Annotated in this window: 11 protein-coding genes; 7 read left to right on the top strand and 4 right to left on the bottom strand. The window is 68.9% G+C overall.

Features of this window, described 5'->3' with window-relative positions; all coding sequences use genetic code 11:
- Nucleotides 1-107 precede the first annotated feature (107 nt).
- Nucleotides 108-974 (bottom strand): 16S rRNA (cytidine(1402)-2'-O)-methyltransferase, encoded by an 867-nt coding sequence (gene rsmI, locus E3O18_RS13400; RefSeq protein WP_134393846.1) that lies wholly within the window; start codon nucleotides 972-974, stop codon nucleotides 108-110.
- A 39-nt stretch (nucleotides 975-1,013) separates the two neighbouring features.
- On the opposite strand from rsmI, the gene E3O18_RS13395 reads away from it, so the two are divergent.
- The 3 genes from E3O18_RS13395 (at nucleotide 1,014) to E3O18_RS13385 (ending at nucleotide 4,904) form a co-directional block, all read left to right on the top strand.
- Complete coding sequence (locus tag E3O18_RS13395; RefSeq protein WP_134393847.1) at nucleotides 1,014-2,501, top strand: phospholipid carrier-dependent glycosyltransferase; 1,488 nt, start codon at nucleotides 1,014-1,016, stop codon at nucleotides 2,499-2,501.
- Between the two features lie 182 nt (nucleotides 2,502-2,683).
- Nucleotides 2,684-3,784, top strand: a complete 1,101-nt coding sequence (locus tag E3O18_RS13390) for an acyl-CoA desaturase (protein WP_134418321.1) — start codon at nucleotides 2,684-2,686, stop codon at nucleotides 3,782-3,784.
- Nucleotides 3,785-3,911: 127 nt separating this feature from the next.
- Nucleotides 3,912-4,904: a putative sulfate exporter family transporter gene (locus E3O18_RS13385; protein WP_134393849.1), complete on the top strand. Its 993-nt coding sequence runs from the start codon at nucleotides 3,912-3,914 to the stop codon at nucleotides 4,902-4,904.
- Nucleotides 4,905-4,960: 56 nt separating this feature from the next.
- Here the strand turns inward: E3O18_RS13385 and E3O18_RS13380 are convergent, their stop codons facing one another.
- The gene (locus E3O18_RS13380; protein ID WP_134418319.1) at nucleotides 4,961-6,136 is read right to left on the bottom strand and encodes an FAD-dependent oxidoreductase; all 1,176 of its coding nucleotides are present in this window, start codon (nucleotides 6,134-6,136) and stop codon (nucleotides 4,961-4,963) included.
- 120 nt (nucleotides 6,137-6,256) lie between these two features.
- Between E3O18_RS13380 and E3O18_RS13375 the strand changes: the two genes are divergently transcribed.
- From E3O18_RS13375 to E3O18_RS13360, 4 genes are all read left to right on the top strand, one after another.
- Complete coding sequence (locus E3O18_RS13375; protein WP_134393851.1) at nucleotides 6,257-7,549, top strand: O-acetylhomoserine aminocarboxypropyltransferase/cysteine synthase family protein; 1,293 nt, start codon at nucleotides 6,257-6,259, stop codon at nucleotides 7,547-7,549.
- A 119-nt stretch (nucleotides 7,550-7,668) separates the two neighbouring features.
- Nucleotides 7,669-8,187, top strand: coding sequence for a CoA-binding protein (locus tag E3O18_RS13370; protein ID WP_241978197.1), 519 nt, complete (start codon nucleotides 7,669-7,671; stop codon nucleotides 8,185-8,187).
- A gap of 42 nt (nucleotides 8,188-8,229) precedes the next feature.
- Nucleotides 8,230-9,603: an L-serine ammonia-lyase gene (locus E3O18_RS13365; RefSeq protein WP_134393853.1), complete on the top strand. Its 1,374-nt coding sequence runs from the start codon at nucleotides 8,230-8,232 to the stop codon at nucleotides 9,601-9,603.
- 75 nt (nucleotides 9,604-9,678) lie between these two features.
- A complete protein-coding gene (locus E3O18_RS13360; RefSeq protein WP_134393854.1) occupies nucleotides 9,679-10,170 on the top strand; it encodes a LysM domain-containing protein in 492 nt (163 codons plus the stop codon).
- Nucleotides 10,171-10,268: 98 nt separating this feature from the next.
- On the opposite strand, the gene E3O18_RS13355 is transcribed toward E3O18_RS13360, so the two are convergent.
- Together E3O18_RS13355 and E3O18_RS13350 are read right to left on the bottom strand one after the other, a co-directional pair.
- Nucleotides 10,269-11,318, bottom strand: coding sequence for a Gfo/Idh/MocA family oxidoreductase (locus E3O18_RS13355; protein WP_134393855.1), 1,050 nt, complete (start codon nucleotides 11,316-11,318; stop codon nucleotides 10,269-10,271).
- A gap of 39 nt (nucleotides 11,319-11,357) precedes the next feature.
- Entirely contained in the window at nucleotides 11,358-13,877 is a 2,520-nt protein-coding gene (locus E3O18_RS13350; RefSeq protein ID WP_241973325.1) for a DEAD/DEAH box helicase, read from the bottom strand.
- Nucleotides 13,878-14,193: the final 316 nt, after the last annotated feature.

Genomic DNA, 14,193 nt, shown 5'->3' with positions numbered 1-14,193 from the left:
GCGGCGGATGCCACTGGCCGTGTTACCTTGTGCCGCGTTCGTCGCGGTGGGCGTCCTGCAGCCGCGGCGGCCAAAATCTCGGTCGAATCGGTTCGGAGCAGGGAACGTCAGGGCAGAGGCAGAGCCTGAAAGTCCGTGCGGGCCGCGGCGGGCTTGCCCGTCTTGCGCTCCAGCGCCGCCTCGTAGAGGGCGCGCTTGCCGAGCCCGGTGGCGGCGGACACGTCGGCGGCGGCATCCTTGAGACGGATGCCCGACCCCACCAGCGCGAGCACCTCGACCACCCCGGTCTCCAGATCCAGCACGCGTGCCTCCGCCCCGGCGACCACGATGGCGATCTCGCCCTTGACCCCGCCGGCGGCCCAATCAGCCAGCTCGATCGCGGTACCGCGCTTCACTTCCTCGTAGAACTTGGTCAGCTCACGGCAGACCGCGACGCGGCGCCCGGCCCCGAGCACCGCAGCCAGATCCGTCAGGGAGGCCGCCAGCCGGTTGGGCGATTCGAAAAACACCATTGTGCGCCGCTCCGCGGCCACCTCGCGGAGGGCCGAGACCCGGTCGCCGTGCTTGCGGGGCAGGAAGCCCTCGAAGGTGAACCGGTCCGTCGGCAGCCCGGACACGGCGAGCGCGGCGAGCACGGCCGACGGCCCGGGCAACACCGACACGACGACACCGGCCGCCACCGCGGCATCCACCAGGTGGAAACCCGGGTCGGAGACCGTCGGCATCCCTGCGTCGCTGAGCACCAGGATGTCGGTGTCGCGGGCGAGTTCGACGAGTTCGGCCGCCTTGCCGCGCTCGTTGTGGTCGTGCAGGCTGATCAGCCGCGGGCGGTTCTCGATGCCCAGGGCCTTGAGCAGGTGCACGGTGACCCGGGTGTCCTCGGCGGCGATAATCGTCATCGTACCGAGCGCCTCGATCAGACGCGTTGACGCGTCGCCCAGGTTTCCGATCGGGGTGGCAGCCAGGAGGATCATGATCCCAGTCTCTCAGCCCCGGCTCACTACGATGGTCACGTGTTCCTGACAAGCCGCGTTTTCCATTGGGCCGGGCCGCTGGCGGTGACCCTGCTCGCGGCGGTGCTGCGACTCTGGAATCTCGGCGTGCCGCGCTCGCTGGTGTTCGACGAAACCTTCTATGTGAAAGACGCGTGGACTCTCAACAACCTCGGCTATGAGTCGACCTGGCCCGAGGGAGCGGACGCCCTCTTCGCCGCCGGGCAGACCGATGTCTTCCTGTCCGACCCGTCGTTCGTGGTGCATCCGCCGCTCGGCAAGTGGCTGATCGCACTGGGTATGGCCCTCGTCGGCCCCGAACACAGCTGGGGCTGGCGGATAGCCACCGCCCTGATCGGTGTGCTGGCGGTCGTGCTGCTGATGTTGATCGCGAAGAAGCTGTTCGGGTCGACCGTGCTGGCCGTGATCGCCGGGTTCCTTTTCGCCATCGACGGCAACGCCATCGTGATGTCGCGCGTGGCCCTGCTGGACAACTCCGTGATGTTCTTCGCACTTCTCGGGTTCGGCGCTGTGCTGCTCGACCGGGACCGGCACGCCATCAGGCTGTCTGCTCTCCTGGTCCAGGCGCGTGAGGCCGGGCGGCAGCCGGGCTGGGGTCCGACCCTGTGGCGGCGGCCCTGGCTGCTCGCGGCCGGCCTTGCCTTCGGGCTCGCCTGCAGCGTCAAGTGGTCGGGCATCTACTTCCTCGCCGCCTTCGGCGTCTACCTTGTTCTCGTCGACGCCCTCGCCCGGCGCCGTGCCGGGCTTCCGTTCTGGTTCAGCGCCGCCGTACTCAAGCAGGCGCCGGCGACCTTCCTGCTGATCGTGCCGGTAGCCGTCGCCACCTACCTGGCCTCCTGGACCGGCTGGTTCGTCACCCGGGGAGGCTACTACCGCGACTGGGCCACTACGCCGGAGGCCGCGTGGACCGGCGCCCTCGCCTGGATTCCCGACTCGGTGCAAAGCTTCTGGCACTACCAGGTGGCGGCTTACACCTATCACGTGGGGCTCTCCACGCCGCATCCGTATCAGGCGAACCCGTTGACCTGGCTGTTCATGGTGCGCCCGACCAGCATGTACTACCGCGGATCGGCGCTGGGCGAGAACGGATGCGACGTCGCCACCTGCTCCGAGGCGATTACCGGAATCGCGAACCCGCTGATCTGGTGGGCGGCCACGGCCGCGACCTTCTACCTGGTGTACCGGCTGGCGCGCTACCGCGAGTGGCAGGTCGGCCTGATCCTGATGGGGCTGGTCGCCGGCTACCTGCCGTGGCTGATGTATCTGAACCGCACGGTGTTCCAGTTCTACACGATCGCGTTCGAGCCCTATCTGCTCCTCGGCCTCACCTTCGTGCTCGGTCTCCTCCTCCCCCGGGCACGCTGGGTCGTGCTGGGCTTCCTGGTGGCGGCCGCGCTCCTCAGCGCGTATTTCTACCCGCTCTGGACGGGCATCCAGACCCCGTTTACGTTCTGGCAACTGCACATCTGGCTTCCCAGCTGGCGCTGATTTGCACGTGCTTTTCCGGGAAACTGATAGCCAGCTATATGCTCCTGTGGGCATATAGCGACTGGGAAAGCGGTGTGAAAGCACCCGTGTCCGAGGGGTCCGGCCCATAGGATATGAGTATCTGTTCTACGAGTGTTTGCTCTATCACCGACTGAGAAGTCCGGATACAAACCAAAGGCCTCATGTCGGAAGCTGTTGCCGCACCCACGGTGCGCATTGTCAAGACCCGCCCGGGTGGCGATTCGAAAAACCCCACCACCGAGTATTCATCGCTGCTGCACACCGTGCGCATCCTTGGCCTGCTGAAGCGTGCCACGGGTTTCTACTGGTTCGTCTTCGCCATGCTGGTGCTCGCCACCCTGGGAACCGGGACCGCGTTCGTGCTGCTCGGCGACAGCTGGTACCAGCTCATCGTCGCGGGCGTGCTCGGCATCATCCTCACCCAGTACGCGTTCCTCGCCCACGAGGCGTCGCACCGCCAAGTGTTCGAGGGCGGCCGCGCGAATGACCGCGCCGGGCGCATCCTCGCCAACCTGTTCGTCGGCATCAGCTACGCCTGGTGGATGAACAAGCACAGTCGTCACCACGCTAATCCGAACGTCATCGGCAAGGACCCGGACATCGCCCCCGACTTCATCGTCTTCCGGGAAGAGGACGCAGCGAAGGTCAGCTGGCTCGGCTCGTTCGTCACCCGCAAGCAGGGCTATCTCTTCTTCCCGCTCCTGATGGCCGAGGGGTTCAACCTGCACGTGCAGGGTTTCAAAACCGTCTTCGGCAAGAAGAAGGTGGACAAGCGCTGGCTCGAGATCAGTATGCTGTCCACCCGCATCGTGCTCTACGTCGCCGCGATTTTCTACTTCCTCCCCGTCGGCATGGCGTTCGCGTTCATCGGCGTGCAGCTGGCCGTCTTCGGTGTCTACATGGGGGCGTCCTTCGCGCCGAACCACAAGGGCATGCCGCAGCTCCCCCACGAGAGCAAAGTGGACTTCCTTCGCCGCCAGGTGCTCACCTCCCGAAACATCCGCGGCGGCACGTTCATGGACACGTTCATGGGCGGGCTCAACTACCAGGTCGAGCATCACCTGTTCCCGAACATGGCCCGGCCGCACCTGCGCAAGGCCCAGGAGATCACCAAGGAATACTGCAAGACGCACGACATCCTTTACACGGAGACGTCTCTCTTCGAGTCCTACGGCATCGTCATCGCATACCTGAACAAGGTCGGACTCGGCGCTCGCGACCCGTTCGACTGCCCGATGGTCGCCCGTTTCCACCACCGGTAGATCGGCTGACGCACCCCGACAAGCCGTGAGCACAGCCCCTGTCCCCGTGCGGGAGAGGGGCTTTTCTCATGGATCGGCTACGGGTAGCAGGCCCGCCGCAGGCAAAGCTGGCCGTAAACTCGGTGGCATGTGGCTGCCCGGTGTGCTGGTCGCGGCCGCGGCCGCGCTGCTCGCCGGAATCGTACACGCGGTCTTCCCCGCCCTGCCGCTGCTCACGCTCGCTGTCACCTTCGGAATCGTCGCCGGTAATCTCCCGGCCGCCCACCGTGCGTTGACGGGAGTCCTTTCCCCGGGCCTGAAGCTCGCGGCCACCCGGTTCATGCGCATCGGCATCGTGCTGCTCGGCCTGAAGCTGAGCCTGGTGGACATTCTGGGCCTGGGCTGGATGACCATCATGACCACCGTCCTGATCGTGCTGATCACCTTCGTCGGCACCTACTGGCTCGGGCGCGCGGTTCGCCTGCCCGGCCGCCAACCGATCCTGATCGCCACCGGCTTCTCCATCTGCGGGGCGTCCGCGATCGGCGCGATGAGCGGGGTGGTCAAGGCGAAGGATGTCGACACCGCCACCCCGATCGCCCTGGTCACCCTCTGCGGCACGCTGGCCATCGCGGTGCTGCCGGTGCTGTGGCATCCGCTCGGTCTGACCGATCTGCAGTTCGGGCACTGGGTCGGCGCCGGCGTGCACGACGTCGGCCAGGTCGTCGCGACCGCGCAGATCGCCGGGCCCGCCGCGTTGGCCGTGGCCGTCGTCGTGAAGCTCACCCGGGTGCTGCTACTCGCGCCGATCGTCGCCGTCGTCGCCGTCGGCGAGCGCCGCCGCGAGACGCGCGTCGCCACGGTGACGGATGCCCCCGCGTTCCGCCCACCGCTCGTGCCCCTGTTCGTGGCCGGTTTCCTGGCCGCCGTTCTCGTGCGCACGTTCGTCCCGCTGCCGGACACCGTGCTGGCCGGCGCGGACACCGTGCAGACCTACCTGCTCGCGGCCGCGCTCTTCGGGCTCGGCGCCGCCGTGAACCTCGGTTCCATCCTGCGCACCGGAGGCAGGGCCCTCCTCGTGGGGCTGACCTCCTGGACGCTGATCGCCACCCTCGCCTTCGCCGCCGTGCAGCTGCCCTGAGCCGGTGTCAGCGGCTTCGTCCCGAACGAATTCGACGCCGATCAGCGCGGTGGCGCTCAGCGGCGGGAGAGCCAGCCCCCGGCCGCGGCGTTCGGCGCCCGGTTCAGGGCGAACCGCGGCGGAGCGGCTGCGGTGCCCGTGGTCAGGTCGGCGAGGATGCGCCCGACCGTCGGCGTGAACTTGAAGCCGTGGCCGCTGAAGCCGGCCCCCACGATCACGGGGCCCACCCGGTCGAGCACGAAGTCCTCGTCGGCCGTGGTCGTGTAGGTGCAACTGACCGGGTCGAGCGTGTCGGGGTCTGCGCCGGGCAGCCATTCGCGCACATAGCGCGCCAGGGCAGCCAGCTGAACGGGCTCGGGCTGGAAGCTGCGCGCATCGGGGTCGGTGCCGGGACCCACGCCGTGCCAGCCTGCCTTGATCCCCTGGCCGGGCGTGTACATGCCGTAGACCGGCGAGTACCAGTATCCGTAGCGCGGGTCGGACCAGGCGGGCGCATGGTTGAAGCCGGGCCACTCGGTCTCGGCGTGTGCGGCGGCGGCCGGGGAGGCGTCGCGCAAGGCGAAGTGCGCCGGCTGCTCCTGCGTCACCGTGAGGCGCGGAATCGGAATCACCCCGGCCAGCAGTGCGCTGGTCCACGCGCCGACCGTGACGATGGCGCGGCGGGCGATGATCGTGCCGGCCTCGTGGGTCACCCGCACCCGGTCGTCGCCCTGCACCTCCAGGCGCTGCACGCGGATGCCGTGCCGCACGTCGGCCCCGGCGGTGGCCGCGGCGGTCTGCAGGGCGGTCACCGCGGCATCCGCGTTCACCCGGCCGGCGTCGGGGGCGAACAGCACCCGGCCGTCGAAGCGGATTCCCGGCCAGCGTTCGGCTGCGGCCTCCGGCGTGAGGAACTCGGCGCAAAGGCCCACCCGGGCCAGCATTGCCGCCACTCGGTCGAACGACGGATTCGCCCCGTGATTGACGACGCCGACCTGACGCAGGAGTGTGCTCTGCGTCTCGGCTTCCAGCTCGCGCCAGAGCGACAACGCCTCGGCAAGCATCGCCACGTAGGTCGGTTCGGCGTAGGCGGTGTTGAAATTGCGGGAGGCGCCGTGCGAGGCACCGTTGAGGTGCCCGGGCGTGAACCGCTCCAGCACGGTGACCGGCCGGCCCCGCCGCGCCAGCTGCCAGGCCGTCGCCGACCCCATTGCCCCGCCGCCGATGACGACCGTCTCCACGCGCTCTTCCATGCCCTTATCCTGCCCGACCGGGCGGCAGGCGCGGGCACCGGGGCGGCCGCAAGTCGGCATCCGTTTCGCACTGTTACGCCCGTGTCCCGTCTCCCCGGCGATCATCGCTAACGTAAGGCCATGGCTGATCGCGAGTACGGTTTCAAGACCCGGGCAATCCACGCTGGGAACATCCCCGACGCCGTCACCGGCGCGCGGGCCCTGCCGATCTACCAGACCAGCGCATTCGTCTTCGATGACGCGTCGGATGCCGCCGCCCGCTTCGCCCTGCAGAAGTACGGTAACGTCTACTCCCGTCTCGCGAACCCGACCGTGGCGGCCTTCGAGGAGCGCGTGGCCAGCCTCGAGGGCGGGCTGGGCGCCGTCGCCACCGCCAGCGGCCTGTCCGCGCAGTACATCACCTTCGCCAGCCTCGCCGGCTCGGGAGACCACATCGTCTCCAGTGCCAACCTCTACGGCGGCTCGATCACCCAGCTCGACGTGACGCTGCGCCGGTTCGGGGTCGAGACGACGTTCGTGCGCAGCGCCGACGCGGCCGACTACGCCGCCGCGATCACCGAGAAAACCAAGCTGATCTTCGCCGAGACGGTGGCCAACCCCTCCGGCGAGGTCGCCGACATCGAGGGTCTCGCCGCCGTCGCCCACGCGGCCGGGATCCCCCTGGTGATCGACTCGACCATCGCCACGCCCTACCTGACCCGGCCGATCGAATGGGGCGCCGATATCGTGATCCACTCCGCCACCAAGTTCCTCGGCGGGCACGGCACCACTCTCGGCGGCGTCGTCGTCGAGAGTGGACGCTTCGACTGGCACAGCGACAAGTTCCCGCTGTTCGGCCAGCCGGTGCCCAGCTACGGCGGTCTCGAGTGGGCCGGCAACTTCGGCGAGTACGCGTTCCTCACCCGCCTGCGCGCCGAGCAGCTGCGCGACATCGGCCCGGCCCTCTCCCCGCACTCCGCGTTTCTGCTCGCCCAGGGCGTCGAGACACTGCCGTTCCGGATGCAGGCGCACGTGGACAACGCGCGCGCGGTGGCCGAGTGGCTCGACGCCGATCCCCGGATCGAGTACGTCAACTGGGCCGGGCTGCCGGCCCACCCGCACTACGACCGCGGCCTCAAATACCTGCCGAAGGGCCCCGGATCGGTCTTCAGCTTCGGCGTGAAGGGCGGCCGCGACGCCGGGCGAACCTTCATCGAATCGGTCGACCTGGCCAGCCACCTCGCCAACATCGGCGACGCCAAGACCCTGGTCATCCACCCGGCCTCCACCACCCATGCTCAGCTGAACGAGACCCAGCTCGCCGACGCCGGCGTGTTGCCCGGCCTGGTCCGCATCAGCGTGGGCATCGAAGACGTCGAGGACATCATCTACGACCTCGACCAGGCCCTTAGCCGGATTGCGGGGACCAGATGAGCGAGCACCACGTGAACATCGACGCCACCCCCGGCGCCACCCACGACAGCGACGCCGCACCGGTCACGGATGCTACCGCGCACGACACCGTGCACCTCGCCAATGGGCTCAGTTGCTCAGTGCCCGCCGGTTCCCCCCTCGCGAAGCTGCTGAAATCCCAGCGCACCTGGGTGGGTCCCGACGCCAAGGCCCGGCTGAAGATCCTGCGGGCGGCGAAGTCCATCGCCATCGTCGGCGCGTCGCCGAATCCGGCCCGCTCCAGTTATTTCGTCGGTACCTACCTGCAGCAGTCGAGCGACTACCGGGTCTACTTCGTCAACCCGAACGCGACGACCATCCTCGGCGAGACGGCCTACCCGGACCTCGCGTCGCTGCCCGAGGTGCCCGACATCGTCGACGTGTTCCGTCGCGCCGGCGACATCCCGGCCGTGATCGACGAGGTGCTCGCAATCGGGGTGCCCACCGTCTGGGTGCAGCTGGGCATCTGGAACCAGGAGGCCGCCGAATACGGCGAATCGCAGGGACTCACCGTGGTGATGGACCGCTGCATCAAGATCGAGCACGCCCGGTTCCACGGCGGGCTGCACCTCCTCGGGTTCGACACCGGCCAGATCACGGCGCGCAAAATCATCCGCTGATCCGTCCCCGGGGTGAAACCCCGGCACGGTTACGATGGTCGGATGACTGCGTATGTGTCGGCACTCGACCTCTTCTCCATCGGCATCGGCCCCTCCAGCTCCCACACGGTGGGCCCGATGCGGGCGGCGCTCACCTTCGCGGACCACCTTCGCGATGCCGGACTACTCGCCGACGTGGCCCGAATCGGCTGCTCGCTCTACGGCTCGCTCGGCTCGACCGGACTCGGCCACGGCACGCCCGACGCAGTCCTGGCCGGCCTCTCCGGGCTCCGCCCCGAGACCTGCGACCCGGATGACGTGCGCTCCGCCTGGTCCGGCCTGGCCGACGACGCCGTGCTGATGCTCGGCGGCAGCCATGCCATCCCCGTGCGAAAGGACGACGTGGCCTTCGAGGCGCGCACCCGGCTGCCCGGCCACCCCAACGCGCTGACCCTCACGGCCTGGGGGCACGACGCCGTCCCCCTGCTCGAGGAGACCTGGTACTCGATCGGTGGCGGCTTCATCCGGCGCGACGGCGACCCGATCGGTCCGAGCAGTGCCGTGCCACAGCCGCGGCAGTACTCCTCCAGCGCCGAACTCCTCGCCCTCTGCGACCTCTACGCCGTCGCCATCTGCGACATCGCCCGCGCCAACGAGGAGGCGATCCACGGGACCGAGACGCTCGACGTCGGCCTCGACGCAATTTGGAACGCCATGAGCGACTGCGTGGAGTCCGGGCTCGCGGCCACCGGAACCCTCCCCGGCGGCCTTCAGGTCAAGCGCCGCGCGGCGGCCGTGCGCATGCAGCTAGAGGAATATGACCGGCTGCCGTTGCGTGAACGCGACACCTCGACCGAATGGCTGCATGCATTCGCCCTCGCCGTCAACGAGGAGAACGCCTCCGGCGGCCGCGTGGTCACCGCCCCCACCAACGGCGCGGCCGGCATCATCCCCGCAGTCGGCCACTACTATCTGCGCTTCGTGCCCGGGGCGGATGCCGCGGGAATCCGTCGCTATCTGCTCACCGCCGTTGCCATCGGTTCGCTCGTGAAGGCCAATGCCTCCATCTCCGGGGCGGAGGGCGGCTGCCAGGCCGAGGTCGGCTCCGCTTGCGCCATGGCGTCCGGCGCACTCTGCGCCGTTCTCGGCGGCACGCCGCGGCAGGTGGAGAACGCGGCCGAGATCGCGATGGAGCACCACCTGGGCCTCACCTGTGACCCCGTCGGCGGGCTCGTGCAGGTGCCGTGCATCGAGCGCAACGCCATCGCCGCGTCGACCGCCGTGTCGGCGGCCCGGCTGGCCCTGCACGGCGACGGCACGCACCTCGTCTCCCTCGACGCCGTGATCGAAACCATGCGCCAGACCGGCCTGGACATGTCGACCAAGTACAAGGAGACCAGCGAGGGTGGCCTCGCCGTCAACGTGATCGAATGCTGACATCGCCACTCGCGCCCTAAGCTGGACGCATCCGCTCGGGGGCACGAACGGAACTTTCTGCGAGGGGGACATCCGATGAATTCTGCGCGACCGACAACCACTCCTGTCCGGGCGCGGGTCGCTCTGGCCGCCATGCTGCTGTTCCCGCTCGGCCTCACCGGGTGCGCCGGCGCCCCGGCTCCGGTGGTCACCGCGACGGTCACCTTCACGCCGACGCCCACTGCGACTCCCACACCCACCCCCACGCCGTCCCCCGAGCCCGAGGCCCCGGTTGTGCCGAATCCGACTATCACGCCCAACGCCGATGCCGTGCCCGTGGAGCCGCTGCCCGAGGGCCCGGCCGTCGACCTTGGCGCCAGTACGGGTGCCACCGGCGCCCCGGTCACCGATGGTGCGGGCGCCCCGACCAGCTACTCCGTGCTGGAGGGCGACGACTTCTTCGCCATCGCGCAGCGCTTCGACCTACCGGTGCAGCAGCTGTTGCGCATGAATCCGTCGGTGTCGGGTCTCGGTGAGAATATCTACATCCGGGACGTGATCAACCTCGACTGGACAACCACCGGGTAGCGCGCTCGGGGGTACGTTCCCAGCGTCTCGCTACGGCTCCGGTACGAATTCGACGGAGATTGTGGCCGCCGTAACGGCGGGGCCGGGACGCATGTGCCTTAGTGCGTCAGCAGGTTGATGCGCTCGATCAGGGTGATCGTGCGCAGCGAGTCCCGCGGGTCGACCGGGATCGGCGCCCCACGCAGGATCGCGTCGGCCAGACCGGTGTAGAACGCCGCATAGTTGCCGCGCTCGGTCGGCACCCGGGTCAGCGCGCCGTCCCGTCCGAGCACGCCCCAGGCGGACTCCGGGTCGACGCCGAAACCCGGGTCGGTCGGTCGGGCACCCGCCCCGAGGGCGGTCTCCTGGCCGTCGAGGCCCCACTTGGTGTAGCCCGCCTCGGAGCCGAGGACGTGGAAGCGCGGGCCGACCTGGGCGGCGATCCCGTTCATCCACAGGTGCGAGCGCACCCCCGACCCGTGGTGCAGCGCCACGAAGGTGTCGTCGTCGGCGGCCCCACCCGGGCGTCGAATGAGGGTCTCCGCGTAGACGTCGTCGACCGGGCCGAACAGTTGCAGGGCCTGGTCGATCAGGTGGGCGCCGAGGTCGAAGAGCACCCCGCCGCCCTGTTGGATGGTCGCGCCGACCTTCCACGACTTGGTCTGCTCCGGCTTCCACCATTCGAACCGGGACTCGAACCGGCGCACATCGCCCAGCGCCCCCGCGGCGACTAGGCCGCGCAGGGTGAGGAAATCGCCGTCCCAGCGCCGATTCTGGAACACGGTGAGCGGCAGGCCGAGGCTCACAGCCTTCTCGATCAAGCCGCGGCCGTCCCGGGCCGTCACCGCGAAGGGCTTGTCGACGACCACGGCGAGCCCGGCGTCGAGGGCGGCGTGGGCGAGTTCGACGTGCGTGCCCGACGGTGAGCCGATCACGACCAGGTCCAGGTCGTCCGCGGCGGCGAACAGGTCCTCGGCGGTCGACATCAGGCGCGCCCCCGGGTGACGCTCACCGGCCTGCTCTCGCCGCACGGGGTCGCGGGTGACGATCAGGTCGAGCGAGAACTCGGGGTTCGCGGCGAGGAGCGGGCTGTGGAACACGCGTCCGGACGTGCCGAACCCGATCAGTCCGGTGCGGATTGGGGCGACGGATGCTGGCGACTGCGTCATGCTCCCACGGTACTCCCGGTGCGGCCTCCGCCCGGCCCGCTACAGCCGGTCGACGCCGGTGACGCGCACGACGGCGGCGCCCAGCTCGTCGGAGTCGGCCAGGTCGACCGTGGCGCTGATGCCCCAATCGTGGTCCCCCGCCGGGTCGTCGAATATCTGCCGCACGGTCCAGACGGATGCGCCCTCGTCGAAGATGATCAGGTCCGCGCTGCGCGCATTCGCCCCGGTCAGCAGCTCGTCGTGCTCGGCGAAGTAGCCGTCCATGGCATCGACCCAGGCATCCGTGTGGAAACCGTGTTCCCGGTCGAGCTCGCCCAGCGCGTCGTAGTTCTCGAGCGCGGCCAGCTGCACCCGGCGGAAGAGCTCGTTGCGCACCAGGATGCGGAACGCGCGGGTATTGGTGGTCAGGCGGCGGGGCGCGGGCGGCAGCACCGACTGGGCAGCATCCGAGTGCACGGCGAGGTCCGGGTGGATGAGTTCCTCCCACTCGTCGAGCAGGCTCGAGTCGACCTGGCGCACCAGCTCGCCCAGCCACTCGATCAGGTCGAGCAGGTCTTCCGTCTTGGCGTCGTCGGGGATGGTTTGCCGGGCGGCCCGGTACGCATCCGAGAGATAGCGGAGCACGACGCCCTCGCTGCGGGCGAGCTTGTAGAAGGCCACGAACTCACCGAAGGACATGGCCCGCTCGTACATGTCCCGCACGACCGTCTTCGGGCTGAGCTCGAAGTCGGCGATCCACGGCTGGGATTCCTTGTAGGTGGTGAAGGTGACGTGCAGCAACTCCTCGAGCGGCTTCGGCCAGGTGATCTCCTCGAGCAGCGCCATCCGCTCGTCGTATTCGATGCCCTCGCGTTTCATGGCGTTCACGGCCTCGCCGCGGGCCGCGAACTGCTGGCCCATCAGCACCGGGCGCGGGTTGTCGAGGGTGGCCTCGACAATGGAGATCATGTCGAGGGCGTAGTGGCCGCTGCCGGGGCCGGCCACATCGGGGTCGGCGTCGAGCAGGTCGAACGCGGCGAGCGCGAACGGCGACAGTGGCTGGTTGAGGGCGAAGTTGGGCTGCAGGTCGACGGTGAGACGGATGTCCCCGGCCGCGCTTTGCTCCACGATCCCTGCCGCGCGCAGGGTCTTGTAGATCCCGAGGGCACGCCGGGCGTGCGCGAGCTGGCGATTCCAGGGTTCGTGGTTGTCGAAGATCAGGTCGTGGACGTGGGTGAACGCGTCGCCGCCGCGCCCGATGACGTTGATCAGCATCGCCGCGGTCATCTGCATGCTCGAGTGCATCGTTTCCGGCTCGGCCGCCACAAGCCGCTGGAACGAGGGCTCACCCCAGGACACGAAGCCCTCGGGCGCCTTCTTGCGGATGATCTTGCGCTTCTTCTTAGGGTCGTCGCCGGCCTTCTCGATGGCCTTGAGGTTGTCGGTTTCGTGGTCGGGCGCCTGGATGACGACGGTGCCGGCCGTGTCATAGCCGGCCCGGCCCGCGCGGCCCGCGATCTGGTGGAATTCGCGGGCGTTCAGCTGGCGCATCTTGACGCCGTCGTACTTGGTGAGTGCGGTGAAGAGCACGGTGCGGATCGGCACGTTGATGCCCACGCCGAGGGTGTCGGTGCCGCAGATGACGCGGAGCAGGCCGCGCTGGGCGAGCTGCTCGACCAGGCGGCGGTACTTGGGCAGCATACCGGCGTGGTGCACGCCAATGCCCATCCGGATCAGCCGGGACAGGGTCTTGCCGAAGCTCGTGGTGAAGCGGAACTCGCCGATCAGCTCAGCGATCGCCTCCTTCTGTTCCTTGGTGGCGACCTTGACGCTGCTGAGGGCCTGAGCCCGTTCGAGCGCGGCCGCCTGGGCGAAGTGCACGATGTAGATCGGAGCCTGCCCGGTCTTCAGTAGCTCCTCCACCGTTTCGTGCACGGGCGTGGTCTCGTAGTAGTAGTGCAGCGGCACCGGGCGCTCCACGCCCGTGACGACCGCGGTGGTCCGACGGGTGCGGCGCGAGAGGTCGTCGGCGATGAACGTGACGTCGCCGAGGGTCGCCGACATGAGGATGAACTGCACCCCGGGCAGGAGCAGCAGCGGCACCTGCCAGGCCCAGCCGCGGTCGGGGTCGCCGTAGAAGTGGAACTCGTCCATCACGACCTGGTCCACAGGAGTGTCCGCACCGTTTCTCAGGGCGAGGTTGGCCAGGATCTCCGCCGTGCAGCAGATGATCGGGGCGTCGGAGTTGACCGAGGAATCCCCCGTCATCATGCCCACGTTCTCGGCGCCGAAGATCTCCACCAGCGCGAAGAACTTTTCGCTGACGAGGGCCTTGATCGGCGCCGTGTAGAAGGTGCGCTTGCCGGCCGAGAGCGCGGCGAAGTGCGCACCGACGGCGACCAGGGACTTACCGGTGCCGGTCGGGGTGCTGAGGATCAGGTTCGCCCCGGAGACGATCTCGATCAGGGCCTCTTCCTGCGCGGGATACAGGGACAGACCCTGCTCCCCCGCCCACGTTTCGAAGGCCTCGAACAGCACATCGGGATCGGTGACATGCGGGAGGGCGGTGAGAGTTGCCATGATCCTTCGATCCTGCCCTATTCCACTGGGCATCCGCTCCGCGCCCGGCGGCCGGGTCGGAACCGAGCAGGGTCTCTCCTCCGGCTGAGCGTGAACACAGGGACGATATGTCCGATCACCGCGGCCGTCACGGGCCATTGCGGAGGACTCACAGGCCGCAAATCTAGGCTGGCGACATGGCCAGCCGCGACGTTTCCTCGTCCTCACTTCCGACGTCGCCGACGCCTCCCTCGCCCGGGCCGCCGGCCCGATCGGCCTCGGCACGGCTCGGGCGGCCCGCGACGGCCGGCGTGGCCGCCGCACTGGCCGGCCTCGG

Origin of the sequence: Cryobacterium sp. TMT2-42-4, assembly GCF_004402645.1 — a bacterium.
GTDB classification, from domain to species: Bacteria; Actinomycetota; Actinomycetes; order Actinomycetales; family Microbacteriaceae; genus Cryobacterium; species Cryobacterium sandaracinum.
The sequence above is the reverse complement of the archived record's forward strand: the minus strand, read 5'-3'. Positions and strand labels throughout refer to the sequence as shown.

Coding starts and splice junctions, on each gene's coding strand:
- E3O18_RS13385 (WP_134393849.1), top strand. CDS start 3,912: ATGTGGCTGCCCGGTGTGCTGGTCGCGGCCGCGGCCGCGCTGCTCGCC.
- E3O18_RS13360 (WP_134393854.1), top strand. CDS start 9,679: ATGAATTCTGCGCGACCGACAACCACTCCTGTCCGGGCGCGGGTCGCT.
- rsmI (WP_134393846.1), bottom strand. CDS start 974: ATGATCCTCCTGGCTGCCACCCCGATCGGAAACCTGGGCGACGCGTCA.
- E3O18_RS13350 (WP_241973325.1), bottom strand. CDS start 13,877: ATGGCAACTCTCACCGCCCTCCCGCATGTCACCGATCCCGATGTGCTG.
- E3O18_RS13390 (WP_134418321.1), top strand. CDS start 2,684: ATGTCGGAAGCTGTTGCCGCACCCACGGTGCGCATTGTCAAGACCCGC.
- E3O18_RS13365 (WP_134393853.1), top strand. CDS start 8,230: ATGACTGCGTATGTGTCGGCACTCGACCTCTTCTCCATCGGCATCGGC.
- E3O18_RS13380 (WP_134418319.1), bottom strand. CDS start 6,136: ATGGAAGAGCGCGTGGAGACGGTCGTCATCGGCGGCGGGGCAATGGGG.
- E3O18_RS13375 (WP_134393851.1), top strand. CDS start 6,257: ATGGCTGATCGCGAGTACGGTTTCAAGACCCGGGCAATCCACGCTGGG.
- E3O18_RS13355 (WP_134393855.1), bottom strand. CDS start 11,318: ATGACGCAGTCGCCAGCATCCGTCGCCCCAATCCGCACCGGACTGATC.